This window comes from Streptomyces sp. XM4193 (assembly GCF_023072595.1).
Classification (GTDB): domain Bacteria; phylum Actinomycetota; class Actinomycetes; order Streptomycetales; family Streptomycetaceae; genus Streptomyces.
In genome coordinates, this window is the sequence record NZ_JALLGK010000002.1 from 50,446 (window position 1) to 77,077 (window position 26,632).

20 protein-coding genes are annotated in these 26,632 nt (G+C 71.3%); 18 read left to right on the forward strand and 2 right to left on the reverse strand.

Annotated elements, in window-relative coordinates; translation table 11 throughout:
• The 11 genes from mreD (at position 1) to obgE (ending at position 15,633) form a co-directional block, all read left to right on the forward strand.
• The gene (mreD, locus tag MTQ01_RS07490) at positions 1 to 714 is read left to right on the forward strand and encodes a rod shape-determining protein MreD (RefSeq protein WP_247489116.1); all 714 of its coding nucleotides are present in this window, start codon (positions 1 to 3) and stop codon (positions 712 to 714) included.
• A gap of 13 nt (positions 715 to 727) precedes the next feature.
• Entirely contained in the window at positions 728 to 2,869 is a 2,142-nt protein-coding gene (gene mrdA, locus MTQ01_RS07495) for a penicillin-binding protein 2 (protein ID WP_247487904.1), read from the forward strand.
• Positions 2,866 to 4,056 (forward strand): rod shape-determining protein RodA, encoded by a 1,191-nt coding sequence (gene rodA / locus MTQ01_RS07500; protein ID WP_247487906.1) that lies wholly within the window; start codon positions 2,866 to 2,868, stop codon positions 4,054 to 4,056. Before mrdA ends, rodA begins: the two co-directional genes overlap by 4 nt.
• Before the next feature lie 177 nt (positions 4,057 to 4,233).
• The gene (locus MTQ01_RS07505) at positions 4,234 to 6,186 is read left to right on the forward strand and encodes a TIGR03960 family B12-binding radical SAM protein (protein ID WP_247487908.1); all 1,953 of its coding nucleotides are present in this window, start codon (positions 4,234 to 4,236) and stop codon (positions 6,184 to 6,186) included.
• Between the two features lie 186 nt (positions 6,187 to 6,372).
• Positions 6,373 to 7,539, forward strand: a complete 1,167-nt coding sequence (locus MTQ01_RS07510) for a PP2C family protein-serine/threonine phosphatase (protein ID WP_247487910.1) — start codon at positions 6,373 to 6,375, stop codon at positions 7,537 to 7,539.
• Positions 7,540 to 7,577: 38 nt separating this feature from the next.
• Positions 7,578 to 8,120, forward strand: coding sequence for a GNAT family N-acetyltransferase (locus MTQ01_RS07515; RefSeq protein ID WP_247487912.1), 543 nt, complete (start codon positions 7,578 to 7,580; stop codon positions 8,118 to 8,120).
• Positions 8,121 to 8,209: 89 nt separating this feature from the next.
• Positions 8,210 to 8,968, forward strand: coding sequence for a TIGR03936 family radical SAM-associated protein (locus MTQ01_RS07520; protein ID WP_247487915.1), 759 nt, complete (start codon positions 8,210 to 8,212; stop codon positions 8,966 to 8,968).
• A gap of 238 nt (positions 8,969 to 9,206) precedes the next feature.
• Entirely contained in the window at positions 9,207 to 13,130 is a 3,924-nt protein-coding gene (locus tag MTQ01_RS07525; protein WP_247487917.1) for a ribonuclease E/G, read from the forward strand.
• A 255-nt stretch (positions 13,131 to 13,385) separates the two neighbouring features.
• The gene (gene rplU / locus MTQ01_RS07530) at positions 13,386 to 13,706 is read left to right on the forward strand and encodes a 50S ribosomal protein L21 (protein ID WP_211038516.1); all 321 of its coding nucleotides are present in this window, start codon (positions 13,386 to 13,388) and stop codon (positions 13,704 to 13,706) included.
• 14 nt (positions 13,707 to 13,720) lie between these two features.
• On the forward strand, positions 13,721 to 13,981 hold the full coding sequence (rpmA, locus tag MTQ01_RS07535) for a 50S ribosomal protein L27 (RefSeq protein ID WP_211038514.1): 261 nt from the start codon (positions 13,721 to 13,723) through the stop codon (positions 13,979 to 13,981).
• Between the two features lie 206 nt (positions 13,982 to 14,187).
• The gene (obgE, locus tag MTQ01_RS07540) at positions 14,188 to 15,633 is read left to right on the forward strand and encodes a GTPase ObgE (RefSeq protein WP_247487919.1); all 1,446 of its coding nucleotides are present in this window, start codon (positions 14,188 to 14,190) and stop codon (positions 15,631 to 15,633) included.
• A gap of 240 nt (positions 15,634 to 15,873) precedes the next feature.
• On the opposite strand, the gene MTQ01_RS07545 is transcribed toward obgE, so the two are convergent.
• The gene (locus MTQ01_RS07545; RefSeq protein WP_247487921.1) at positions 15,874 to 18,087 is read right to left on the reverse strand and encodes a hypothetical protein; all 2,214 of its coding nucleotides are present in this window, start codon (positions 18,085 to 18,087) and stop codon (positions 15,874 to 15,876) included.
• A gap of 681 nt (positions 18,088 to 18,768) precedes the next feature.
• Between MTQ01_RS07545 and proB the strand changes: the two genes are divergently transcribed.
• The 5 genes from proB to MTQ01_RS07570 all read left to right on the forward strand — a co-directional run bounded on the left by proB (position 18,769) and on the right by MTQ01_RS07570 (position 24,075).
• Complete coding sequence (proB, locus tag MTQ01_RS07550) at positions 18,769 to 19,854, forward strand: glutamate 5-kinase (RefSeq protein ID WP_247487922.1); 1,086 nt, start codon at positions 18,769 to 18,771, stop codon at positions 19,852 to 19,854.
• 254 nt (positions 19,855 to 20,108) lie between these two features.
• A complete protein-coding gene (locus MTQ01_RS07555; protein ID WP_247487924.1) occupies positions 20,109 to 20,552 on the forward strand; it encodes a hypothetical protein in 444 nt (147 codons plus the stop codon).
• 215 nt (positions 20,553 to 20,767) lie between these two features.
• Positions 20,768 to 22,033 carry a glutamate-5-semialdehyde dehydrogenase gene (locus MTQ01_RS07560; RefSeq protein ID WP_247487927.1) on the forward strand — a complete coding sequence of 422 codons (1,266 nt, stop codon included), beginning with the start codon at positions 20,768 to 20,770 and terminating at the stop codon, positions 22,031 to 22,033.
• A 217-nt stretch (positions 22,034 to 22,250) separates the two neighbouring features.
• Positions 22,251 to 22,832, forward strand: a complete 582-nt coding sequence (locus MTQ01_RS07565) for a hypothetical protein (RefSeq protein WP_247487929.1) — start codon at positions 22,251 to 22,253, stop codon at positions 22,830 to 22,832.
• A gap of 115 nt (positions 22,833 to 22,947) precedes the next feature.
• Positions 22,948 to 24,075: a hypothetical protein gene (locus MTQ01_RS07570; RefSeq protein WP_247487930.1), complete on the forward strand. Its 1,128-nt coding sequence runs from the start codon at positions 22,948 to 22,950 to the stop codon at positions 24,073 to 24,075.
• A gap of 186 nt (positions 24,076 to 24,261) precedes the next feature.
• Here the strand turns inward: MTQ01_RS07570 and MTQ01_RS07575 are convergent, their stop codons facing one another.
• Complete coding sequence (locus MTQ01_RS07575) at positions 24,262 to 25,392, reverse strand: M48 family metallopeptidase (protein WP_247487931.1); 1,131 nt, start codon at positions 25,390 to 25,392, stop codon at positions 24,262 to 24,264.
• Between the two features lie 177 nt (positions 25,393 to 25,569).
• On the opposite strand from MTQ01_RS07575, the gene MTQ01_RS07580 reads away from it, so the two are divergent.
• Both MTQ01_RS07580 and nadD read left to right on the forward strand, forming a co-directional pair.
• Entirely contained in the window at positions 25,570 to 25,728 is a 159-nt protein-coding gene (locus tag MTQ01_RS07580) for a hypothetical protein (RefSeq protein ID WP_247487933.1), read from the forward strand.
• Between the two features lie 41 nt (positions 25,729 to 25,769).
• A complete protein-coding gene (nadD, locus tag MTQ01_RS07585) occupies positions 25,770 to 26,399 on the forward strand; it encodes a nicotinate-nucleotide adenylyltransferase (protein ID WP_247487935.1) in 630 nt (209 codons plus the stop codon).
• Positions 26,400 to 26,632 lie beyond the last annotated feature (233 nt).

Sequence of the window (26,632 nt, forward strand, 5' to 3'; positions counted from 1 at the left end):
CTGCGCTTCAACCGCATCCTTATCTCCACCACCCTGGTGATCGTCGCGCTGGTCCTGCAGGTCAGCGTCCTCGCCAGACTCCAACTCCCGGGCGCCACACCGGACCTGCTCCTGCTGACGGTCCTCGGCCTGGCGCTGGTCTACGGCCACACCAGCGGCGCGATCATCGGTTTCGGCGCCGGACTGCTCGCGGACCTCGCACCGCCCGCGGACCACGCCGTGGGCCGCTACGCGCTGGTGCTCTGCGTCATCGGGTACGCCGCCGGGCTGACCAAGCCGGAGAGCGGCCAGCACCGGAGCGCGACCGCGCCCATGGTGGTGGTCGCCGTGGCCGCGGTCTCCTCGACACTGCTCTACGCCGGCGTCGGCGCGCTTGTCGGCGACACCGCCGCCCGCCATGTCGGCATCGTCGGGCTGCTGTTGACCGCGACCCTCTACGACCTGCTGCTCGCGCCCTTCACGGTGCCGGTCGTCATGGCGATCGCCCGCCGCGCCGATCCCGACCCGCTCAGCGAGACCACCAGCGGCGGGACCGGGGCCGGCGGCGACAACGCCATCGGCTGGATCAGCGGCGGTTCGGGCGGCAAGCTCGCCCGCGGCGGAATGAAGCCGCGACGCGGCAGCGGTCTGGTGGGCGCGCGCGGTGGCGGCATGCTCAGCCGGGCGACGAGCAAGACCTCGGTAGGACGAATCAAGGACGTCAAGCGGCTGTGAACCAGGGGGCGCTGTGAGCAACATCCCGGAGACCGGGCGGACTTCGCGGATCACGATCAGGCTGGTGGCCATCCAGATCCTGGTGTTCTCGCTGCTGCTGACGCTCGGCGGGCGGCTGTGGTACCTCCAGATCCGCAACGGCGACGAGTACGAGAAGGAAGCCGCCGGCAACCACGTGCAGCAGGTGGTCCAGCCGGCCGCGCGCGGCGCGATCCTGGACGCCAGGGGCGTGCCGATCGCCGACAACGAGACCCGTCTGGTCGTCTCCGCCAGCCGCACCGAGCTGATGAAGATGAAGGACGACGGGAAGGCGGTGCTCAACCGCCTCGCCGAGGTCCTGGACGTCTCCTACAAGGCCATCGCGGAGAAGGTGCGGATCTGCGACGCCGAGACGCCGCAGCCCTGCTGGAACGGCTCCCCGTACCAGCCGATCCCCATCACCGACGAGGCCACCACCCAGCAGGCGCTGCAGATCCGCGAGCGTGCCGAGGACTTCCCCGGCATCACCGCCGAGCCGACGGCCGTGCGCCGCTACCCGGCCCCGTACAAGGCCGGCACCTCGCAGGTGCTCGGCTATCTCTCGCCGGTCACCGACGAGGAGGTCGAGAAGGCGCAGGACACCAAGTCCCCGCTGCTGCGCTCGGACCAGGTCGGCCGCTCCGGTCTGGAGCGCACCTACGACACCGCGCTGCGCGGCAGCGCCGGGGTGACCAGGTACGAGGTCGACAAGCTCGGCAGGGTCATCGGCGAGGCCGACAACGACGAGTCGGTGGCCGGAGCCTCCCTCGTCACCAGCATCGACTCCCGCGTCCAGGCCATAACGGAGAAGCAGCTCGACCAGGCGATGAAGGCGGCCCGCAAGGAGGTCGACAAGATCACCGGCCGGCCGTACGAGGCCGACTCCGGTGCCGCCGTGGTCATGGAGTCCAGGACGGGGCGCATCGTCGCGATGGCCTCCAACCCCAAGTACGACCCCAACGCCTGGGTCGGCGGGATCGACGGCAAGGAGTACGCCAAGCTCACCGGCAAGGACTCCAACTTCCCGCTGCTCAACCGGGCCATCCAGGGGCAGGCGGCGCCGGGCTCGATCTTCAAGGTCGTCTCTTCCGCGGGCGCGGTCAACGCCGGATACCCGTTCAACGGCAACTACAACTGCAGCTCCGCCTACACGATGGGCGGCCAGACCTACAAGAACTTCGAGTCCTCGGGCCACGGGCCCATCAGCCTCGGCCGCGCGCTGGAGGTCTCCTGCAACACCGTCTTCTACGCGCTCGGCCACCAGGAGTGGCGCAAGGACGGCGGTCTGAACCCCAAGAAGAACGAGCCCAACGAGTACCTCTACAAGGCGGCCAGGAGCTTCGGTCTCGGAGAGGTGACCGGGATCGACCTGCCGGACGAGGTCAGCGGCCGTGTCCCGGACCGCGAGTGGAAGCAGAACTACTGGCAGGCCAACAAGGACTCCTGGTGCAAGCAGGGCAAGGGCAAGTCCGACGACTACGTCACCAAGCTCGCCCGGGAGAACTGCGTGGAGGGCATGAACCTGCGCGCGGGTGACAGCATCATCTACGCGATCGGCCAGGGCGACACCCTGGTCACCCCGATCCAGATGGCCTCCATCTACTCCTCCATCGCCAACGGCGGCACCATCTACAAGCCCAGCGTCGGCAAGGCGATCATCAGCGCGGACGGCAAGGAGGTGGAAGAGATCGAGCCGGAGAAGTCCGGCAAGGCCCCGGCCACCGCCAAGACGCTGCGTCAGATGGACAAGGCGCTTCAGGGCGTCACCAAGACCGGTACCGCCGCCTGGCGGTTCACCGACTGGCCGCACGACGAGATCCCCATCCGGGCCAAGACCGGTACGGCGGAGGTGCAGGGCAAGCAGACCACCTCGTGGCTGGCGACCTACACCGACGACTACACGGTGATCATGACGATCTCCCAGGCCGGTACCGGTTCGGGCGCTTCCGGACCCGCCGTGCGCAACCTCTACAACGCGCTCTACGGCGTGGAGGACGGCAAGATCAACAAGAAGAAGGCGCTGCTGCCCGAACCGCAGAAGGATCTTCCCAAGGTCGGTGAGAACGGCGACGTGAAGGCTCAGCGCACGAAGGACTCCATGGTCGAGAGCTGGCGGGATGCGGGGTTCACTCCATGAGCATCCACACCTTCGACACCCGGCGGTACGGACAGCAGCCCAAGAGCGCCTGGGAGAAGTTGCGGGCCCGCGACTCGCTGGCCCGGCGGCTCGACTGGCCGCTGCTGCTCGCCTCGCTCGCCCTGTGCGCGATCGGTTCGCTGCTGGTGTGGTCCGCCACCCGCAACCGCACCGAGCTGACCGGCGGCGACCCCAATTCCTTCCTCTTCAAGCACATGCTCAACGCGGCGATCGGTGTCGCGCTCGCCGCCGGCGTGCTGTGGATGGGCCACCGCAGGCTGCGGTCGCTGATGCCGGTGCTGTACGGGTTGTCGATCATCCTCGTCGCGCTCGTCTACACCCCGCTCGGCGCGACCATCAACGGCGAGCGGGCATGGCTCAACCTCGGCGCCGGTTTCTACCTCCAGCCCTCTGAGTTCGTGAAGATCACCGTCATCCTGACGATGGCGGTGGTGCTGGCGGCCAAGGTGGACGCGGGCGACCGGGTCCACCCGGACCACCGGACGGTCCTCCAGGCGCTGGGGCTCGCCGCGCTGCCGATCGCGGTGGTGGCCGACCTCGGCCAGGTCATGGTGCTCGCGGTCATCGTCCTCGGTGTGCTGCTCGCCTCCGGCGCCTCCAACCGCTGGGTGATCGGGCTGATCACCGCCGCGGTGGCGGGCGCCGTGACGGTGTGGATGCTCGATCTGCTGGACGAGTACCAGCTCAACCGGTTCGCGGCGTTCGCCAACCCGGCGCTGGATCCGGCAGGAGTCGGCTACAACACCAACCAGGCCCGTATCGCGATCGGTTCGGGCGGGATCTCCGGGAAGGGGCTCTTCGAGGGCACCCAGACCACCGGTCAGTTCGTGCCCGAGCAGCAGACGGACTTCATCTTCACCGTGGCCGGCGAGGAGCTCGGCTTCCTCGGCGGCGGCCTCATCATCCTGCTGCTCGGCGTCGTCCTGTGGCGGGCCTGCCGCATCGCGATGGAGGCGACCGACCTCTACAGCACGATCGTCGCCGCGGGAATCACCGCCTGGTTCGCCTTCCAGTCCTTCGAGAACATCGGCATGGCGCTGGGAATCATGCCGGTCGCCGGTCTGCCACTGCCCTTCGTCTCCTACGGCGGCACCTCCATGTTCGCCGTCTGGATCGCGGTGGGGCTGCTCCAGTCGATCCGGATACAGCGCCCCCTGTCCGCCTAGGACAGCAGTACGTCCGCGGGTCGGTCCCGCCGTGGCAGCGACCACGGCGGGACCGACCCGCTCCGTCGTCCTCCGCTCCGCACGCCCGGGCGCATGCGGCTGAAATCGGGGCGTGCGTATCGGGTTAGGCTGGACGGCCAGTTCCGTACCCCCGCACCCGCGCGTCAGGACTCCTTCATGCCCATCGAGTCGGTCTTCCCCCGGCTGGAAGCCCTCCTCCCGCATGTTCAGAAGCCGATCCAGTACGTCGGCGGTGAGCTCAACTCGACCGTCAAGGACTGGGACGAGTGCCAGGTCCGCTGGTCGCTGATGTACCCGGACGCGTACGAGGTGGGCCTGCCCAACCAGGGCGTGATGATCCTCTACGAGGTGCTCAACGAGCGCGAGGGCGTCCTGGCCGAGCGCACCTACAGCGTGTGGCCGGACCTGGAGAAGCTCATGCGTGAGCACGGTGTGCCGCAGTTCACCGTCGACGCGCACCGACCGGTGGGCGCGTTCGACTTCTTCGGTCTGTCCTTCTCCACCGAGCTGGGCTACACCAACATGCTCACCGCGCTCGATCTGGCGGGAATCCCGCTGGAGTCGGCCGACCGCGGCATCGACCACCCGGTGGTCGTGGCCGGTGGCCACGCGGCCTTCAACCCCGAGCCGATCGCGGACTTCATCGACTGCGCGGTCATCGGCGACGGCGAGCAGGCCGTCCTGGAGATGACCGAGATCTCCCGCGCGTGGAAGGCCGAGGGCAGGCCGGGCGGCAGGGACGAACTGCTGCTGCGGCTGGCGAAGACCGGCGGGGTGTACGTACCGCGCTTCTACGACGTCGAGTACCTGGCCGACGGCCGTATCGCCCGGGTGGTGCCCAACCGCTCCGGTGTCCCGTGGCGGGTCTCCAAGCACACCGTGATGGACCTCGACGAATGGCCCTACCCCAAGCAGCCGTTGGTGCCGCTGGCCGAGACGGTGCACGAGCGGATGTCGGTGGAGATCTTCCGCGGCTGCACCCGCGGCTGCCGCTTCTGCCAGGCCGGCATGATCACCAGGCCGGTGCGGGAGCGTTCGATCACGGGCATCGGCGAGATGGTCGACAAGGGACTGCAGAACACGGGCTTCGAAGAGGTCGGCCTGCTCTCGCTGTCCTCCGCCGACCACAGTGAGATCGCCGATGTGGCCAAGGGGCTGGCCGACCGCTACACCGAGGACAAGATCGGCCTCTCGCTGCCGTCCACCCGGGTCGACGCCTTCAACATCGACCTGGCCAACGAACTCACCCGCAACGGTCGCCGCTCCGGACTGACCTTCGCGCCCGAGGGCGGCAGCGAGCGCATCCGCAAGGTCATCAACAAGATGGTCTCCGAGGACGACCTCATCAGGACCGTCGCCACCGCGTACGGCAACGGCTGGCGCCAGGTGAAGCTCTACTTCATGTGCGGGCTGCCGACCGAGACCGACGAGGACGTGCTCCAGATCGCCGACATGGCGACCCGTGTGATCGCCAAGGGCCGCGAGGTGTCCGGGTCCAACGACATCCGGTGCACCGTCTCCATCGGCGGATTCGTGCCCAAGCCCCACACGCCGTTCCAGTGGGCGCCGCAGCTGTCGTCCGAGGAGACCGACGCACGGCTGGAGAAGCTGCGCGACCGCATCCGCGGCGACAAGAAGTACGGCCGTTCCATCGGTTTCCGCTACCACGACGGCAAGCCGGGCATCGTCGAGGGCCTGCTCTCCCGCGGAGACCGCAGGATCGGTGACGTGATCCGCGCGGTCTACGAGGCCGGCGGCCGGTTCGACGGCTGGCGGGAGTACTTCAGCTACGACCTGTGGATGGAGTCCGCCGCCAAGACGCTGCCCGCGCACGGAGTCGACGTCGACTGGTACACCACCCGCGAGCGTTCCTACGAGGAAGCGCTGCCCTGGGACCACCTGGACTCGGGCCTGGACAAGGACTGGCTCTGGGAGGACTGGCAGGACGCCCTCGACGAGACCGAGGTTGAGGACTGCCGCTGGACCCCCTGCTTCGACTGCGGTGTCTGCCCGCAGATGGACACCGAGATCCAGATCGGCCCGACCGGCCGGAAGCTCCTCCCGCTGACGGTCACCACTCCTTCGGCCGACGGGAACGCCCCGGCCTGAATCCGCAGGTGAACGCCCGGCCCGGCTCCTGCAGCCCGGCCGGGCTTCGCCGTCGCCGGGTGGCGGCGCTGTCGCTGCGCGGTGGCGGCGAGAACCGTAACGTGGAGACGACGGGCCGCACCTCGGTGGTGCGGCACGAGGTGCGGACGGGGCGGCTCAACCGCCGGGTACCACGAGGAGGTCTACGTGGTGGCGCGTGGCGGTCGGCGACTTGACTGGCTCATACGGCTGTTGCCGGTGGTCATGCTGCCCCTTGCGGTCCTGCTCAACACCATGGAGTCCGTGCCCGACCTCGGGCTTCCCCTCTTCGCCGCGACCCCGCTGATCGTCGCGACCTTCTTCTCGCCGCGGGCGGGTGCGGTGACGGCCGGGATCTGCCTGGTGGTGGTGACCGTCCTGGACGTGGCGCGAGGGCGTTCGTTCGTCGAGACCACGGTGGACATTCTCGCCGTCGGACTGGTGAACGCGATCGGCGTGTGGGTCGCCCATGTCGCGCGGCAGCGCGAGACGGACCTCGGGGTGGCCCGACGGATCGCCGAGTTCGCCCAGAACGCCGTACTGCCCAGACCGCCGGCCCACGTCGGACGGCTGCGGTGCGACGCCCGCTACCGGCCGGCGCTCAGCGAGGCTCGGGTGGGCGGCGACTTCTACGGCATCGCAGCCGCCCCCACGGGAGTGCGGGCCATGATCGGCGACGTGCGCGGCAAGGGCGTGGAGGCGGTCGCGGCCGTGGCGGTCGCGGTCGGCGCCTTCCGGGAGCACGCCGAGGACGCCGAGTCCCTGGCCGAGCTGGCCGCCCGCATCGACCGGGCGCTGGTGCGCGAGGACCACTGGATGGAGGAGACCGCGGCGTTGGAGGGCTTCTCCACGGTCCTGCTGGTGGAGGTCGACACCACGACGAACACCGCGCGGCTGCTGAACTTCGGCCACACCGAGCCGTACCTGGTCACCGCGGAGCGGGTGGTCCGCGCGCCGCTGGGGGAGTCCTGGCTGCCGCTCGGTTCGGGGCTGGGCGACCCCCGTACCGCCGGCCCGCCCCGGGAAGTGCCCTTCCCGCCCGGTACGGCGCTGCTGCTGCTCACGGACGGGGTGACGGAGGCCAGGAACGCCGAGCGCCGCTTCTTCGACCCCGAACTCCACATGCCGCCGACCGCGACCGACGATCCGGTCCTGCTGGCCGACGTACTGGTCGAGCGGGTGGGCCGGTGGACGGGCGGGGCGCGGCAGGACGACATGGCGCTGCTCGTCCTCACCCACGCCGTCGCCGAGCCCGAGCCCCGGCTCGGTTCGTCGGTGCGCTCGGCGGAGGGCCCGGCCGGCGGGACCGGTGCGCGCGTGACTGACGGGAAGTGAGTGGCGCCGAACGAGGCCGAGTTGGCAGGCTGTCCGCCATGCCGCAGCTGACAAGGCCCACAGTCGAGGTCCGGGACTCCTTCCTCGGTGCGATGGACGAGTTCCGCGAGGAGGCGGGCGACTGGCTCGGCGGCAACTCGATGATCGCGGAGGAGGTCCGCGTGTACGGAGCGCGCTGGGCGACGCCTGAGGGGTTCGCGGAGTACGTCGCCGACGTCCGGGCCGCCGCGCAGGAGGAGAGCCGCCCCGCCAACTGGGTCGCCGCCACTGTGCTGTGGTACGTGGACGGCACCCGCTGGCTCGGACGCATCGCGCTGCGCCACGAGTACACCCGTCATCTGCTGGACCAGGGCGGACTCATCGGCTACGAGGTCCGTCCCACCGCCCGGCGCCGCGGCCACGCCACCGCCATGCTGCGCGACGCACTGCCCTTCGCGGCCAAGCGCGGGTTCGACCGGGTGCTGATCACCTGTGACGCGGACAACGTCGCCTCCCGCAAGGTGATCGAGAGCTGCGGCGGAGACCTGGAGGACCGGCGCGGGAAGAAGCTCCGGTACTGGGTGCCGACGGCCCCGGCGTAGAATCCGGGGCGACGACGCTCCCGCGAACTTCGAAGGACTGACTGACACTGGGCAAGCGACAGCCCGAAGGCCCGCCGCCGGCACCCGTGGTGCAGCGCGTACGTCTGCGCTACACCAAGCGTGGCCGCCTCCGGTTCACCAGCCACCGCGACTTCCAGCGCGCCTTCGAGCGTGCGCTGCGCAGGGCAGCGGTTCCCATGGCGTACTCGGCGGGGTTCTCGCCGCACCCGAAGGTGTCGTACGCCAACGCCGCCCCCACGGGCACCGCGAGCGAGGCGGAGTACCTGGAGATCGGTCTCGCCCGGCGCTGCGACCCGAACTGGCTGCGCGAGCGGCTGGACCTCTCGATGCCGACCGGGCTGGACATCGTCGACGCGGTGGAGGCCGGCACCTCCGGCTTCGCCGACCGACTGCTCGCCTCCTGTTGGGAGCTGCGCCTCGACGGCGTGCGCACCGAGGAGGCCGAGGAGGCGGTGCGCGTCTTCCTCGCGGAGGACAGCGTGGAGGTCCAGCGGCAGACCAAGAAGGGTGTGCGGACCTTCGACGCACGGGCCGCCGTGGCGTCCCTGGAGTGTGTCGACGCAGGGCACGAGCCCGGGTCCGATGGTCCGGTGCAGCAACCCTGTGCGATACTGCGCCTGGTAGTGCGGCACCTGACACCTGCCGTACGACCCGACGACGTCCTGTCCGGCCTCCGCGCTACGGCTGACCTGGCGCCGCCGGTCCCGGTTTCGGTGACCAGGCTGGCGCAGGGGCCGCTCGATGAGGAGACCGGCACGGTGACCGACCCGCTGGCGCCCGACCGCGACGCAACCCTCGTCGCGACGGTGCCGGGGTCCACCGCGTAAGGCCGGCGTCACCGCGCTGCCGACGCGCCAGGCACCAGGGAGCCACCCGGGTACCGCCGTACGGCCGGCGCCACGGACCAGGAGACTTTCGCCGTAGCCGTGTCCAAGGGACCGGAACCGGCGAGTGAGACAACAAGCTCCCGTGAGGCGCTCGCGCTCCGGGCAGATTCACCGCGCCAGTGCGCGGACCTGCCCCGGAACGCGCGGCGCCCGGGGGCGTGACGGGAGAACCGCCCGCATGCTCGAGCCCACAGACTCCGCGACCGCGGAGAGTGCCGAGAACAACACCCCCAGCGACAACCTGCCCCCGCGCAGGCGTCGAGCCGCCTCCCGCCCCGCGGGACCACCGGCTGCTGCCGCCGCCGGTGAAGCACCGGTGACGGTCGCCGCCTCGCAAGCCCCTCAGCAGGACCCCGCACCGAACGGGTCGTCCGAGCCGCCCGCCGACGCCCCTGCGCCGGTCCGGACGCGGCGCCGCGCCACCCGGAAGGCCAGCGCACCCGCGGGCCCGCCCGCGGAGTCGGCGGCGCAGTCCGCACCGACGGAGCAGCCCGCCGCTGCCGAGGGCACCGCATCGAACGAGTCGGCCGCGCCGAGCGGGCGGACCGCGCCCGAGCGCAAGTCCGGACGGAAGAAGGCCGCGGCCCGCGAGGACTCCGCGGAGCCGCAGGCAGCCGACGAGCCGGACCGGTCGGAGGACGCCCCGGCCAAGCCCACGCGCACCCGGCGACGGGCCTCCCGCAAGGCCACCTCGGCCGAGGGCAGCCCCTCCGTCGAGTCCGCCCCGGAGCCGTCCGCCCAGGAACAGCCCGCCGCGGAGTCCGCCGCCGGTCAGGCTTCGGGCACCGCCGCCGAGGAGCGGCCGGCCGCCGAACCCGCGACCGGGGAGAGCGACGGCGAGGAGAACGGCGGCAGAGGGGCCCGCAGCAGGTCCAGGCGCGCCACGAAGTCGACGACCCGGACGGCGAAGTCGTCCGGGGCCGCGAAGTCGTCGGAGCCGCAGAGCGCGAACGGCGACGCAAACCCGTCGGAGGGCGCCGACGCCACGAGCGAGCCGCCCGCCGAGACGCCCCCGAGCCGCGGTCGCGGCCGGACCAGGGCCGCCGCGACCATGGGCCTCTTCCAGGCGCCGGTGTTCACCGAGCCGATGTTCCAGACTCCGCAGAGCGCCGCGGCCGCCCAGGCGGCCGAGGAGGAGGACGAGGAGCCGGAGGAGGTCGAGGCCGAGGAGTCGAACACCTCGACCGGTGACGTCGACCACGACGACAGCGCCGAGGGCGACCGTCCCTCGCGTCGTCGCCGTCGGGGCGGCCGTCGCCGCCGTCGTGCGGAGCTCGCCGAGGAGAACGGCGAGGACGACGGCGAGGACGAGGACGACCGCAACGACGACGCCGCCGGCGCCCCCGAGAAGTCGGGGCGGCGCGGCGGCCGGGACAAGGGCGAGAAGCCCGCCCGCTCCGGCAAGGGCGAGAAGTCCGGCAAGGACTCCGAGGAGCACGAGGACTCCGACGAGGAGAGCTCCGAGGAGCGCGAGGACAACTCCGCCGGCAACGGTCCCTCCACCAGCAGCTCCCGCCGTCGCCGCCGTCGCCGGCGCCGGAGCGACAGCTCGGGCGAGAGCGACAGCGCCGCGGGCGAGAAGAACGACTCCGACGACGACCCCGAGCGCACGGTCGTCAAGATCCGCGAGCCGCGCAAGAAGAAGGAAGAGCGCTCGGACGAGGTGCAGTCCATCAAGGGCTCCACCCGTCTCGAGGCCAAGAAGCAGCGTCGCCGCGAGGGTCGTGAGCAGGGGCGCCGCAGGGTGCCGATCATCACCGAGGCGGAGTTCCTGGCGCGTCGCGAGGCGGTCAAGCGCGAGATGATCGTCCGCCAGCACGGCGAGCGTACGCAGATCGCGGTGCTCGAGGACGATGTGCTGGTCGAGCACTTCGTCAACAAGGAGCAGTCCACCAGCTACGTCGGCAACGTCTACCTCGGCAAGGTGCAGAACGTCCTGCCGTCGATGGAGGCGGCCTTCGTCGACATCGGCAAGGGCCGCAACGCCGTGCTGTACGCGGGCGAGGTCAACTTCGAGGCGCTGGGCCTGTCCAACGGACCGCGTCGCATCGAGAACGCGCTCAAGTCCGGCCAGTCCGTGCTGGTCCAGGTGACCAAGGACCCGATCGGCCACAAGGGCGCCCGGCTGACCAGCCAGGTCTCGCTCCCCGGGCGCTACCTGGTGTACGTGCCCGAGGGCTCGATGACCGGCATCAGCCGCAAGCTGCCGGACACCGAGCGGGCGCGGCTCAAGCAGATCCTGAAGAAGGTCGTCCCCGAGGACGCGGGTGTGATCGTTCGCACCGCGGCCGAGGGAGCCAGCGAGGACGAGCTTGCGAGGGACGTGCAGCGGCTCCAGGCGCAGTGGGAGGACATCAAGAAGAAGGCGCAGAAGGGCAACGCGCCGACGCTGCTCTACGGCGAGCCGGACATGACCGTGCGCGTCGTACGCGACATCTTCAACGAGGACTTCTCCAAGGTCGTCATCAGCGGTGAGGACGCCTGGAGCACGGTCCACGGATACGTCTCGCACGTCGCCCCGGACCTCGTGGAGCGGTTGAACAAGTGGACGTCGGACGTGGACGTCTTCGCGACGTACCGCATCGACGAGCAGCTGATGAAGGCGCTGGACCGCAAGGTGTGGCTGCCCAGCGGCGGTTCGCTGGTGATCGACCGGACCGAGGCGATGATCGTCGTCGACGTCAACACCGGAAAGTTCACCGGCCAGGGCGGCAACCTCGAGGAGACCGTCACCAGGAACAACCTGGAGGCGGCCGAGGAGATCGTCCGTCAGCTGCGGCTGCGGGACCTCGGCGGCATCATCGTCATCGACTTCATCGACATGGTGCTGGAGAACAACCGGGACCTGGTGCTGCGGCGACTGCTGGAGTGCCTGGGGCGCGACCGCACCAAGCACCAGGTCGCCGAGGTCACCTCGCTCGGGCTGGTGCAGATGACGCGCAAGCGGGTCGGCCAGGGTCTGCTGGAGTCCTTCTCCGAGACCTGTGTGCACTGCAACGGCCGCGGCGTCATCGTCCACATGGAACAGCCGCAGGGCACCGGTGGCGGCGGCAAGCGGAGCAAGAAGAAGGGCAAGGGCGGCAGCCAGCCCGACAACCAGCAGGGGTCGGGGAGCGACGGCGCGTCCGCGAGCGGATCGCACCACGACCACTCCGGGCACGACCACTCCGCGCACGACGACGGGCACCACGGCCACGACGGCTCCGGCCACGACCGCGGCCAGTCGCACGCCGACCGTGCCGAGTCCGGAGAGGGTCGGGAGCCGAAGGCGCTGCCCGAGCCGGACTTCACCCCGGACGAGGAGCTGTACAGCAGCGCCGCCGAGGCGGAGCAGGCCGCGGGCCGCGGCAGAGGGCGTCGCCGTCGGGTGAGCCGCAGGGTGGAGACGCCCTCCGGTCCGCCGAAGAACGAGAGCGCCGCCACGGTCGTGGAGCCTGTCGAGTCGCCGGTCCGCGAGGTGCAGGAGCCCGCGCAGGTCCCGGCCTCCGCTCCGGCGGAGCCGGCGCCCCAGCCGGTCGTCGAGTCGGCGGCCGAGCCGGTCGAGGCGCCCGCGCCGCGCACCCGTCGCAGGGTCAGCCGCAAGGCGTCCGCACCGGCCGGTTCGCCGCAGAGCGCCGCGCCGGAAGCCGTGGTCGTGGTCGCAGCCGAGCGCAGCGAGAGCGAGCCGGCGCCCGTCGAGGCTCCGGCGGAGGAGGCCCCGGTCGTCTCCGCGCCCGCACGGCCGCGCCGCCGGGTCTCGGCGCCCTCGGGCCCGCCCGCGGAGAACGGTGGAGCGATCGTGCTGCCCGGCGCGGGGGAGTCGGAGAGCGTCGGTGACGCTCCCGGGACCTCCGCGGTGGGCGAGTCGGACGCTCCGGGCTCGGCGGAGGCAGAGTCGGCGTCGGACGCGGTCGGCGGCAGGAAGGCGGCGGCCAGGAAGGCACCCGCGAAGAAGGCCACGGCCAAGAAGGCACCCGCGAAGAAGGCCGCGGCGAAGAAGGCGCCTGCGAAGAAGGCATCCACCAAGAAGGCCGCGGACAAGACCGCGGAGAAGTCCACCGCGAAGAAGGCGGCGAAGAAGGCCGAGGAATCGGCGCCGTCCTCCGAGTCCGCCGAGAGCTGAGCGGTACGCGGACAACGGGCCGGTGCCGGGCGTCGACAGTCCCGGCCCCGGCCCGTTGACCTCGGTTTGACCGGGGGTTGGGCGGCCCCGTAACCTTGGCCGTCGGCGTGTCAATGGACGCGCCGCACTCCTGAGCACATCCCTTCCGGCCCTTTCGCCGGGAGAGGCCGCTCATCCATTCGGACCGTCGCGGGCCTCGGCTCGTGCTGTGCGGCTGGCATCAGGAGTCCGTCTACGAACGAGAGAGAGTTCCGCGTGTACGCGATTGTGCGCACCGGCGGTCGTCAGCAGAAGGTTTCTGTCGGCGACACCATCGAGGTCGACCGTCTTTCCGTCAACAAGCCCGGCGACAGCGTCGAGCTCTCCACCGTGCTCCTCGTGGACGGCGACGCCGTCACCAGTGACCCGTGGGTGCTGGCCGGTGTGAAGGTCCAGGCGGAGGTTGTCGACCACCACAAGGGTGCCAAGATCGACATCCAGAAGTACAAGAACAAGACCGGTTACAAGAAGCGCATCGGTCACCGTCAGCTGCACACCGCGCTGAAGATCACCGGCATCGACGCCCCGGCGAAGTAAGGGACTGAGACAAGATGGCACACAAGAAGGGCGCATCGTCCACCCGGAACGGTCGTGACTCCAACGCGCAGCGCCTCGGCGTGAAGCGCTTCGGCGGTCAGATCGTCTCCGCCGGCGAGATCCTGGTCCGTCAGCGCGGCACCCACTTCCACCCGGGCACGGGTGTGGGCCGCGGCGGCGACGACACCCTGTTCGCGCTGGACGCGGGCGCCGTGAAGTTCGGCACCCACCGTGGCCGCAAGGTCGTCAACATCGTTCCCGCCGCCGCTGAGTAATCAGCCGCGGTAGGCGACACCAGTATTTTCCCGAGGGCGGACCGCCTTTCCCCTGTGGAAGGCGGCTCCGCCCTCGGCGTGTTAGTACGGAAGGCGGCATCGGCTCCGCGGCTCGGCCTCCGGGCCCTCGCAGCGCCGGCAGCCCGCCGAGTCCACCCACCGCACGCAGTACCGCACCCGCAGAACCAGCCAGGAGGCTTTCCGTCATGACTACCTTCGTGGACCGCGTCGAGCTCCACATCGCCGCGGGCAACGGGGGCCACGGCTGCGCCTCCGTGCACCGGGAGAAGTTCAAGCCGCTCGGCGGCCCGGACGGCGGCAACGGGGGCCGCGGCGGCGACGTCGTGCTGGTGGTGGAGCAGGACGTGACCACGCTCCTGGACTACCACCACAGGCCGCACCGCACCGCCACCAACGGCAAGCCCGGCGCAGGCGACCACCGCGACGGCGCGCACGGCAAGGACCTCGTGCTCGAGGTGCCCGACGGCACGGTCGTCACCGACCGCCGGGGCAATGTGCTCGCCGACATGGTCGGCCAGGGCACCACCTTCGTCGCGGGCGGCGGCGGTCGTGGCGGGCTGGGCAACGCCGCGCTGGCCTCGCCGCGCCGCAAGGCACCCGGCTTCGCACTGCTCGGTGAGCCGGGCGAGGCGCGCGATCTGGTGCTGGAGCTGAAGACGGTCGCGGACGTGGCGCTCGTCGGCTACCCGTCGGCGGGCAAGTCCTCGCTGATCTCCGTGCTTTCCGCCGCCAAGCCCAAGATCGCCGACTATCCCTTCACCACTCTCGTCCCCAACCTCGGTGTGGTGACGGCGGGTTCGTCGGTCTACACGGTCGCGGACGTGCCCGGGCTGATTCCGGGCGCGAGTCAGGGCAAGGGCCTCGGGCTGGAGTTCCTGCGCCACGTCGAGCGCTGCTCGGTGCTGGTTCACGTGCTGGACTGCGCGACGCTGGAGTCCGACCGCGACCCGCTGAGCGACCTGGACATCATCGAGGCCGAACTCGCCGAGTACGGCGGGCTCTCCGACCGTCCGCGCCTGGTGGTCCTGAACAAGATCGACATCCCGGACGGCAAGGACCTGGCCGAGATGGTGCGTCCCGACCTCCAGGCCCGGGGCTACCGGATCCACGAGGTCTCCGCGGTCTCCAGGGAGGGCCTGAAGGAGCTGTCCTTCACCTTGGCCGGGCTGGTGGACGAGTCCCGTGCGGCGAAACCCAAGCAGGAGTCGACCAGGGTCGTCATCCGCCCCAAGGCCGTCGACGACTCCGGGTTCACCGTCACCGAGGAGGCCGACAGCCTCTACCGGGTGCGCGGCGAGAAGCCCGAGCGCTGGGTGCGCCAGACCGACTTCAACAACGACGAGGCGGTCGGCTACCTCGCGGACCGGCTCAACCGACTCGGCGTGGAGGCCGAGTTGGTCAAGGCAGGCGCCCGCGAGGGCGACGGCGTCGCGATCGGCCCCGAGGACAACGCGGTCGTCTTCGACTTCGAGCCCGCGATGGCCACCGGCGCGGAGATGCTGGGACGCCGCGGCGAGGACCACCGGATGGACATCTCCCGCCCGGCTGCGCAGCGCAGGCGGGACCGGGAGGCATCGCGCGCGGAGCAGGACCCGGACGCCGAGTACGAGGCGTTCGACCCCTTCGGCTGAGGCGGCGCCCGCGGGTGCGCCCGCGAGGGCGTGCGCGCGGCGTGTACGGGGTCTGACGCGCGGCGTCCGCGGGAGGTGCCCGCGGCGCGGGCGTGCGGCGGCGTACGGGTGCGCCCGGCTCTGCGGCGAGGCGGGCGCGCCAGGATCGCGGTGAGGGAGACTCACAGAACACCGAAGAGGGCCGGCTCGTGGAGAGCCGGCCCTCTTCGGTGTTCGTGCGGCGTTCGTGCGGTGTACGGGTCAGCGTGCGGCGGAGGTGCCCGCGTCGCGGGCGGCGTCCTCGTTCGCCGCGTCCGCCGACTTCGCGGTGGACCCGCCGGTCTCCTCGGCGTCGATCGGCTCCACCGACTCGGCGGTGCGCACGGTCTCCTCGGCCTGTGCCGCCTCCGCCTGGTTCTCCTCGGCCACCGCCTCCGCCCTGGCGTGCCGCTCGCGCTGCGGCGGCATCTCGGCGGACCTGCGGGCCACCCGCTCGCGGCGGGCGTCGGCCTTGCCGCAGAGGTCGCGGACGGCCTGCTCGAAGCGGACCATCGACGGCGGGTCGGCAGGGCCCAGCAGGTGCTCCTTGAGCGCGGCCCGCTCGTCGGCGAGCGCGTCGGGCTCGGAACTCCGGGTGGAGGCGAGGAGTTCGGGCACCTCGGCCGCGGACGGGCTGAGGATCGTCGCCGCGCGCACGGTCGGGAAACCGGACCTGAACTCGTCCTCGGAGAGCCCGCTGGTGTTCGCCACCGCGTACGGCTTCTCACTGCTGAGGTAGTCCGACACGACGCTGGAGACGTCGCTGATCAGCAGGTCGGCCTGGTTGAAGCAGGGGTAGATGCCGGGACGCGGGCCCGTGATGACCAGGTGTTCCCACTCGGGGTAGGACGCCCAGTAGGCCTCCTCCCACGCCTCCCGTGCGGCGGTCACCGCGTCGGCCCGGCCGCCGTCCGGCACCGACTGGAGCGCCATGCGCTCCAGTTCGTCGGCGCTGCGGCGGAAGGCGGAGGTGGCCAGCTGGTCGAGTGCGACGGTACGGCGGGCCAGCTCGTCGGCCGTCTCGGCACCGGGGCGGGTGTGCCCCGGAACGGCGGCCCGCTCCACGTTCGCGGCAGCGATCATCTGCTGGATGCGCTGGTTGGCGGCGCCCGCTCGCGGGTCGACCGAGCCGGTCATCGGGTGCGGCTTGTAGATCAGCCGGACACGGGCGTCGGCGAGCAGTTCGCGAACGATGTTCTCGCCGGCCAGGATGACCGAGGTGTTGCCCGGGTCGTCGGTCCAGCCCTCCCAGGTCGGCGCGTACAGCACGGTGGTGAGGCGGTCGGCGGCCGGTGCGCCGGCGTACGGCAGGATCGGCGCCAGCTGCGGCCTGCCGACCTCGACGACGTCGCGGTCGTCCACCCCGATGTCGGCGAGCTGGTAGCGCTCGCGGGCCGCCGGACCCGCCACCCAGACCTCGTCGTACGCCTTGGCGTACGGGTTGCAGCTGGAAAGCTTGTCGCTCTCGCCGTGGTTGATGAAGCTGTGCTTGATCGAGGGGATGCGCAGGACCTGCGAGGTCTTCCCGGAGTTGGCCGGGTGCAGCATCATCTTGAGCGTCGAGTGCTCCAGGGTCATCAGATGCGCGACCTTCGGGATGCAGACGATCGGCACGTCGGTGGACTCGATCTTCTGCACCATGAAGCGCTCGCGCAGGACGATCAGCGGTTTGCCGTCGAGCTGGTCGAGCGTGCTGAGCCACATGTTGGCCTGGTACGCGGAGGAGGTGCCGCCGGAGAAGTACATCGCGACGGACGGCCGGTACTCGGTCAGCCACTCGTTGAGCCAGTTCAGCACCTTCTGCTCGTTCGGAGTGCGCTTGCCGGGCAGCAGCCAGCTCGCGATGTATCCGGTGCCCGCGCCGAAGAGGAGCAGCGAGCCGGCCACACCGGCGATGCCCCACAGCGGTTCGACGGTCGCCGCGGTCATCAGCAGGCCGAAGGTGGCCGGCACCATGAAGTGCAGCAGCCTGCGGCTGGGTTGGCGGGCGAGGATCTTCGGCGGCGCCGCGGTGAGGCCGAGCGCGGAGACGTCGATGTTGCGGGTGATGACCGGCAGCGTTCGGTTGCGCCGCACCAGCACCGCGGCGGCCTGGCAGGCGAAGTGCGCGGCGTAGGAGCCGAGCAGGCACAGCACCAGCGGGGTCTCGGCCAGCGGGTCGAGACCGGGTGTCTGGACCAGGCCGAGCACCAGCAGCATGTCGCGCAGCAGCTGGCGGGTGGGGACGTCGAACCTCACTCTGCTGAGCAGCGCCAACAGCCCCGGCTGCTTGTGGTGCAGATAGAGGTCGAGCACGAAGCCCGCCGCGGACGCGGTGATGAACAACGGGGCGTTGGGCAGCAGCGCACCCGTGAGCTGGGCGGCGAAGAACACCAGCATCGCGAGGAGTGCGGACAGCTGTCCGGCTCGGCGGGAGAGAAGACCGGCGACGGGCACGGATTGGCTCCTGGCAGGAGTCGGTCGGACGGAGGTCGGAGTGTGCTGAATCAGGTACGCATAGTGACGGGAGCCGCCACGGGGCTACCGGGGGTGACCCCTGACGGTATGACGAAGCCGTTCGAGGTGACAATTCGCGGTGACGGAGTGCACTCGCGACGCCCCCTTATACGGGGCGAATGCGCTGCTTTCACCGGCTGTTCGGCCGGTTCCGGGGAGCCGCGGCGTGCCCTGCTCCGGCAGGACCTCCGCGGCATTCCCCGTGCGGCGCCGGTCGAGGGCCGCGGGTGCGGAGTTGTCATCGGCGGGATGGCGGTACAAGAACGGTTCAGCGACGCAGCGTAGTTGAGAGGGCGTGCGCTGTCCGGCAACGGGTCGGCGGCGAGTCCGCAGGGTGAAAGCGGGACGCGCGACGACGTGCGAGGACGATAGATTCGCGGCGTCGGCGCGGTGCGCGCGAGGGACGGTTCGAGGACGGGATCACAGGTGTCAGCGGCAGAACGGGAACACGGCACGGAACCGAGCCGAGAGGCCGCCGCGAAGCCGGCCCCGCCGGGCGTGCCGGACCTGCCGGGACCATCGGCCGTGTCGGACCCGTCGAGTGCGACCGGAGGCGGAGGCGCGGAGCCGGGACCGTCGAGCGCGGCCCGCACGCGGGCTCGCGGTCCGCGGGCCGAGGAGGTGCGCCGCATCGTCGTCAAGGTGGGCTCGTCCTCCCTCACGACAGCGGCCGGCGGACTCGACGCGGACCGGGTGGACGCCCTGGTCGACGCGCTCGCCGCACACGCCGACAAGGAAGTGGTCCTGGTCAGCTCCGGAGCCATCGCGGCCGGGCTCGCTCCGCTGGGTCTGCCGCGCCGCCCCCGCGACCTCGCCCGGCAACAGGCGGCGGCGAGCGTCGGTCAGGGGCTGCTGGTGGCCCGCTACACGGCCTCCTTCGCCCGCTACGGCCGTCGAGTGGGACAGGTGCTGCTCACCTCCGACGACACCAGCCGCAGAGGCCACTACCGCAACGCCTACCGCACCCTTGACCAACTGCTGTCCATGGGCGCCGTCCCGATCGTCAACGAGAACGACACCGTCGCCACCGACGAGATCCGCTTCGGCGACAACGACCGCCTCGCCGCCCTCGTCGCGCACCTCGTACGGGCCGACCGCCTGATCCTGCTGTCCGATGTGGACGGCCTCTACGACGGCGACCCCAGCACGCCCGGCACCACCAGGATCGAGGAAGTGCGCGGACCGGCCGACCTGCACGGGATCTCCATCGGCAGCGCCGGGCAGGCGGGGGTCGGCACCGGCGGCATGGTGACCAAGGTCGAAGCGGCCAGGATCGCCGCGGGCGCCGGCATCCCCGTGGTGCTCACCTCCGCGAGCCGGGCCGCGGACGCGCTCGCGGGGCGTCCCACGGGCACGTACTTCCACCGCACCGGACGGCGCTCGGCGAACCGGCTGCTGTGGCTCGCCCACGCCTCCACCCCGCAGGGCGCGCTGGTGCTGGACGACGGAGCGGTGCGGGCGGTGGTGGAGGGACGCAAATCGCTGCTCCCGGCCGGGGTCGACCGGGTCGAGGGCGAGTTCTCCGCCGGAGATCCGGTGGAGCTGCGGGACCGTGCGGGCCGTGCCGTGGCCAGAGGGCTGGTCAACTTCGACGCCCGTGAACTGCCCCGGCTGCTCGGTCGTTCCACCCGCGAGCTGGCCAAGGAGCTCGGCCCGGCCTACGAACGCGAGATCGTCCACCGCGACGATCTGGTACTGCTGTTCTGACAGTTGGGATGAATGTGCCCCTGGCCGGGGCCGCGGCTGTCAACGTGCTGCCTTTCCGGCCACCCGTTCCGGAAAACCGCCCCGCGATCGGCCTCGGGCTGGTCAACTTTGTTCCGGAGCGCCACCCGCGCACCTTCGTGCCGCGCGTCGCCGTAACCTCACCGGCGGCGACCGGGCACGGGGCACCGCGTCGCGTACGGGGCAGCTCGTGTGAGGGGACGTGAAGTCAAATGCCGCAGTCAGGAGGCCGCCCGATGAGACGACTGGCCAGCGTACGGCTGGGTTCTGTCCAGCACGACGAGGGCGAGGAGCAGTCGACCGGGCCCGTCGGTGCCGCACCGCCGCCGCAGGCGCAGACCTCCCGGATGTGGCACGTGACGCTCAGCGTCGCCGGCGCGGAGACGCCGCTGGCCGACATCCGCCGCGCGCTGGAGCACCTTGCCCACGACCACCCGTTCCTGCTCACCAGCCGCTACGCCAACGACCACGCCGAGATCCGGTACTGGGAGGAGGCCAGCAACCTCCACGACGCCGCGGCGGTCGCGCTGCGGCTGTGGGGCGAGCACCGGGGTTCGGCGGGGCTGCCTCCATGGGAGATCGTCGGCCTGGAGGTGATCGGCCGCGACACGTACCACCAGAGGGTGGCCGAGGGGTACGGCCCGCCGCCGGCGGCACCGATCGGAGTTCACCCCTTCTGACGAAGCCGGTGGCGCTCGAAGGAGCGCAGCGGGGCGGAGGGCAGGGACGGCGCAGGCGTCGCCCGGAGGTTCGTGAGGCGGCCGGGCAAGCGGCTCCACGGCCACTGGGCGGTGGACGAGGCACCGCGCTGCGTGCGTCCGGGCCACCTGCCGCGGGCGTCTCGGCGGCCGGACCGCCGGGCCGCCAGGAGCCCGCCGCTGGCTAGGCTGCCGGGATGACCAGCGCCACGCAGAACTCGCCCGTCGTCCAGACCGCGCTCCGTGCCCGGGAGGCAGCCGCTCTCCTGGCCCCGCAGCCCCGCACCGTCCGTGACGGAGCGCTGCTCGCCATCGCGGACGCGCTGGTCGCCCGTGCGCCGGAGATCACCGCCGCCAACGCGCGGGACATCGCGCGGGCCCGTGCCGCCGGCACCGCCGACTCGATCGTCGACCGGCTCACCCTCACCGAGGAGCGGGTGGCAGCCATCGCCGCCGATGTGCGCCGGGTGGTCGGGTTGCCCGATCCGGTCGGCGAGGTGGTCCGCGGGTCCACCCTGGCCAACGGACTCGAACTCCGGCAGATCCGGGTGCCGTTCGGCGTCGTCGGCATCATCTACGAGGCCCGCCCGAACGTCACCGTGGACGCCGCGGCGCTCTGTCTGAAGTCGGGCAACGCCGTGCTGCTGCGCGGCTCCTCCTCCGCCCACGCCTCCAACGCCGCACTGGTCGAGGTGGTGCGGGACGCGGTGGCCTCCGCCGGACTCCCCGCGGACGCCGTGCAGTTGGTGCCCGGAGAGGGCCGGGAGAGCGTGCACGAGCTGATGACGGCCAGAGGGCTGGTCGATGTGCTGATCCCGCGCGGCGGTGCGTCCCTGATCAAGACCGTGGTGGAGGGCTCGACGGTCCCGGTGATCGAGACCGGCACCGGCAACTGCCACGTCTACGTCGACGAGGCCGCCGACCTCGACATGGCCGTGGAGATCCTGGTGAACTCCAAGGCCCATCGACCCAGCGTCTGCAACGCCGCCGAGACGGTGCTGGTGCACCGGGCGGTGGCCGCGGAGTTCCTGCCGCGTGCGCTGAGCGCGCTGGCCGAGGCCGGGGTCACCGTCCACGGCGACCGGGAGTGGCAGCAGCTCGGCGAATCGGTCGTCCCGGCCGACGAGGAGGACTGGGCCACCGAGTACCTCTCCTACGATCTGGCCGCGGCCGTCGTGCCCGACCTGGACGCCGCGGTCGCACACATCCGGCGCTGGAGCTCCGGCCACACCGAGGCGATCGTCACCCGGGACACGGCCGCGGCCCGGCGCTTCGTGGCTCTGGTGGACTCCACAGCGGTCATGGTCAACGCCTCCACGCGCTTCACCGACGGCGGCGAGTTCGGCTTCGGCGCGGAGATCGGCATCTCCACCCAGAAACTGCACGCGCGCGGCCCGATGGGGCTGCCCGAGCTGACCTCAACGAAGTACGTCGTCACCGGCGACGGGCACGTACGCCCCTGACCCGACGCCCGTGTGCCGGCGGGCCCGTGTGTTCTGGGTGCTCTGGGTGCCCGTGCGCTCTGGGCGCGTGGACCTGAGTGTGGCGCCCCGCGCCGAGCGCGCGCGGGGCGGCGGCAGGCAGGAGTGGTTCGCCGACCGCCCGGCCAGGGGCTCGGACGGAGGAGACGAAAGCGTCCTCTCCCTGCCCGGTCCGGGCGATTCGGTCTACTCTGGGACGGTGGCGGACGACAGTGCGGGAAAGCCGTTCGGTCAGGGCGAGGAGCCGGAGGACCGCGACCACGGAGCAGCGGACGAAGCATCCGGCTCCGTGGTGTTCGACGAGGCCTTCGTGAGGGCCGCCCTCTTTCACGAACCGACCGCCGCCGAGCGGACGATGGCCGCCGCTCAGCGCGCCGCCGAGAGCGAGCAGTCCGCGGACGAGACGTACGGCTCCGGCGGCTGGGGCCCGGAGCCGGGCGAGCCGGCGTACGGCGGCTTCGAGGTCGAGGGGTACGCCAGCTTCCGCGACGAGGACGACTACCGCGAGTACGAGGCGTACCAGGAGTTCCGCGACAGCGAGGACACCCCGGGGTACCGCAGCGGCGGACAGGGGCGCTGGCACCGGCCGGTCGCCTGGCTGCTCGCCCTGGTGATGGGCGTCGGCGTCGTCGCGATGGCCTTCGCGGCGCTGCGCGGAGGTTCGGGCGGCCGCGAGGAGCCCACGCCGCCTCCCGCGACGACCGGGCTGGACAGCGGGGTCGGGAGCACCGGCCCGCGGTACGCCGCCGCGCTGCTCTCTCCCGCCGGGGGCCCCGGCTAGTCGTCGCCGGTCCGCCCGCCGTTCCCCGCCCTTGGCGCCCGGAGTTGCGGAGATGGCGTGAACTCGTCACCGACCGGCGTCCTGGCTCCCTGCCTCGGCGCCTACGCTGGGGCCCATGGCCGGGCGTGCAGACCCTCCCGAGGGGCGACCTGCGGGCGACGATGACGACGAGTTCCGTTCGACGGTGTTCGACGAGTCCTTCGTGCGCGCTGCGCAGCTGCGGGAGTTCTCGGCCCGGGAGCGTCTCGACGAGCAGGAACGGCCCGTGGCCGACCTGCCCGACCCACGCACCGCCGAGCGCACGCAGCCCGGTGACCGGGAGGGCGCCGCGCCGCCGGTGGGCAGTGGCAGGCGCGGGGTCTCGGGGCAGTTCCTCGTACTGCTGCTGGTCGTGCTGATCGCCTTCGGCGCCGCGATCTACATGGGAGCCCGCAGCCCGTACGAGGATCCCGCGCACGCCCAGTCGCGAATACCGCTGCGGACGACGATCGTTCCGCTGGTGCCGCGCGGCTCGGTGCCGGGGGCCGAGGCCGAGGAGCTCTACCGCAGCAGCCCGGCGGCCCGCCTCGAAGCCGGTCCCAACGCGGTCACGCTGCCGTCGGCGCGGTCAACGACCAATTTCAGCCTCCGTCAGGTCCGGCTGGCCCTGACCACCACCCGGCAGTACGTGATCGCCTCCGCCCTCAATCCGGACGTCCTCGCCGGGCGGACCGTCAGCCCCGTACGGAGGTTGCTCAGCCACGGCCAGCGCGACCAGTTCGACCGAAGCATGCGTGCCCCCGCCGATGACGGTCGTTACGGCGCGACCGGCTGGTTGATGCGATTCCAGCCGGAGGAGGCGAAGTTGGCCGATTCCGACGTTCGGGTGCGGGGCACCTTCTCGGTGGCGGAGACCGACAGCGGCGCGCTGGAGGTTTCCGCGCAGCATGTGCTCGTCTACGCGCTGCGCCCGGTCGAGGGCGAGCGCAAGGCGGACGCCTCGCTGTTCACGGCGCGGCGCGAGGTGCGGATGCGCTTCACCCGGGGCGAGTTGCGCACGGGCGTCGGCACGGTCGCCCAAGTCACCGTGCAGGCGGGCCCGTTGCCCTGCGCCGAGGACACCCACGACTGGCTGCGTCCGCTGCTGGCGGGCGAGGACGTCGGTGCGGACGCCTCGGCCGGCACCGATCTGTACGCCGGCGACATCCGTCGCACCGAGCTGTGCGGAGTGCTGGCGCGCAGCGCGCAGCCGAAGGTGGACTGACCCGCCGACCGACCCGGCGCTGCCCCGGCGGGGGCTGCTCGGTCGGTGCCGGTGCCGGTGCCGGTGTGGTGTCGGTGCCGGCAGCGCGGACCGCTGCGGGAGCGGGTGCGGACACAACTCAGGGCTGCGAAGGCCCTGTCGGGGTCTGCGCAGCCCTGAGTGCGGCTGAACCGCTCGGTCGGCGGGCTACTTCGAGCCGGGCGCCGTGCCGTTGGTTCCCGGGCCGTCCTGGCCGCCGTCGCTTCCGCTGCCGCCGTCCGCCGAGGAGTCGGAGGAGCCGGCGCCGCGGTTGCCGCCGGTGGCGAAGTCCCGCAGCTTGCCGCCGAGGTCGCCCGCACCGCCCGCGAGATCGCGCACCAGGCCCATCAGCGGGTCCTTGCTGCTGCGCACCGAGTCCGCGTAGCTGCCGGCGGACTCCTTGATGGAATCGCGGACCGAAGTGTCCTTGTCCTCCTCGCGCTTGGCGTAGTGGCCGTCCATCAGCCGCTGGAAGTCGCGGCTCTCGGACCACTTCTTCAGCTCCGCCGCCCGCACGGTGGTGAACGGGTGGGTGCGCGGCAGCACGTTGAGGATCTTCAGCACGGAGTCGCGCAGATCGCCGCCGGCCTCGTACTCCTCGGCCTGCGCGAGGAACGCGTCGACGTTCATCTCGTGCAGGTGGTTGCCGCCCGCGATCTTCATCAGCGCGCGCATCGACGCCTGGATGTCCTGGCCGACCAGCAGTCCGGCCCGGTCGGCGGACAGCTCGGACTTGCGGAACCACTCGCGCAGCGCGGTGACCAGGGCCATGATCGCGACGTTGCCCAGCGGGATCCAGGCCACCTTGACGGCGAAGCTGGTCAGGAAGAGCAGGATCGTGCGGTAGACCGCGTGGCCGGAGAGCGCGTGCCCGACCTCGTGGCCGATGACCGCCCGCATCTCCTCCTCGTCGAGCAGCTCGATCAGGCCGGTGGTGACCACGATGATCGGCTCGTCCAGGCCGATGCACATGGCGTTGGGCTGCGGGTCCTGCGAGACGTACATCGGCGGGACCTTCTCCAGGTCCAGGATGTAACAGGCGTCCCGCAGCATGTCGTTGAGGTGGGCGAACTGCTCGTCGCTGACCCGCACCGAGTCCGAGAGGAAGAGCAGCCGCAGGCTGCGCTCGGGCAGCATGGAGCTGAGCGCCTTGAAGACGGTGTCGAAACCGGTCAGCTTGCGCAGTGCGACCAGCGCCGACCGGTCGGCGGGGTGCTCGTACGCTCGGGAGGAGATCCCCGGGAAGCGACGGCGTTCGCGGCTCGGAAGATGCTCGGCGGCGTCGTTGGTGTGGTTCATGAATGGCCCCCTTTACGGGCATTACGGACTGAGTGCCCGTCCCCCTGGCTGCCTGCTGTTGGCTGTTCGGCCAGCCTACGGGGTGGGCGGACAGAGCTGCACTGAAGCGGTCCGCTTACGATGTGGGCAGCTTTTGCCCGAATCTCTGCCCGACCGCTTCCCGGATAGGACCTGACGATGAATCTCGCCGGTTCCGCGTACGCACTCGCCCAGCTCGCCCAGGGCGGTGAGCACGCCTCCGAGCACAGCTTCAACCCGTTCGTCATCGGTGGCTTCGGCCTCGGCGTCCTCTTCCTGCTGCTCTTCATCACCACCCGCTTCAACCGGGACCGCTGAGCCGACCGGCTGCCGCGTTCGAGCGGTTAGGGTCTGCACGCATGGGAGAGCACACAGTGCCGAGCCGCGCCAAGCGGCGACTCGGCGTCATGGGTGGCACCTTCGATCCGGTCCACCACGGGCACCTGGTCGCCGCGAGCGAGGTGGCCGCGCGGTTCGATCTCGACGAGGTCGTCTTCGTGCCGACCGGCCAGCCCTGGCAGAAGAGCCACCAGCAGGTCTCGCCGGCGGAGGACCGCTATCTGATGACGGTCATCGCGACCGCGTCCAACCCGCAGTTCTCCGTGAGTCGCATCGACATCGACCGCGGCGGCCGCACGTACACCATCGACACCCTGCGCGAGTTGAGGGCGGAGCATCCCGAGGCGGAGCTCTTCTTCATCACCGGCGCCGACGCGCTCGCGCAGATTCTCACCTGGCGGGACGCCGAGGAGCTCTTCTCGCTCGCCCACTTCATCGGAGTCACCAGACCCGGGCACCACCTGGCGGACCCCGGCCTCCCCGACGGTGGCGTCTCCCTGGTGGAGGTGCCGGCCCTGGCGATCTCCTCCACGGGCTGCCGCGCTCGGGTGGCGCAGGGCGACCCTGTCTGGTATCTGGTGCCGGACGGTGTTGTGCGCTACATCAACAAGCGCCAGCTGTACCGGGACGCTGAGGCGCCGACAGCCTAGAGGGGCGGAAAAGTCGTGAACGACCGGCAGAATCCGCAGGGGGAGCAGTTCTACGGGTATGACGCCCATGGTCAGCCCGTCTACCACGATCCGTACGCGGGGCAGTCCGGTGACCACCGGGCGGCCGGCGCGGACGCGTACGGCGACGGCGGGTACGGCGGCGGTGGTCAGTACGGCGAGCAGTACGGCACCGGACAGCACGGTGCCGGGCAGTACGGCGGCGAGCAGTACGG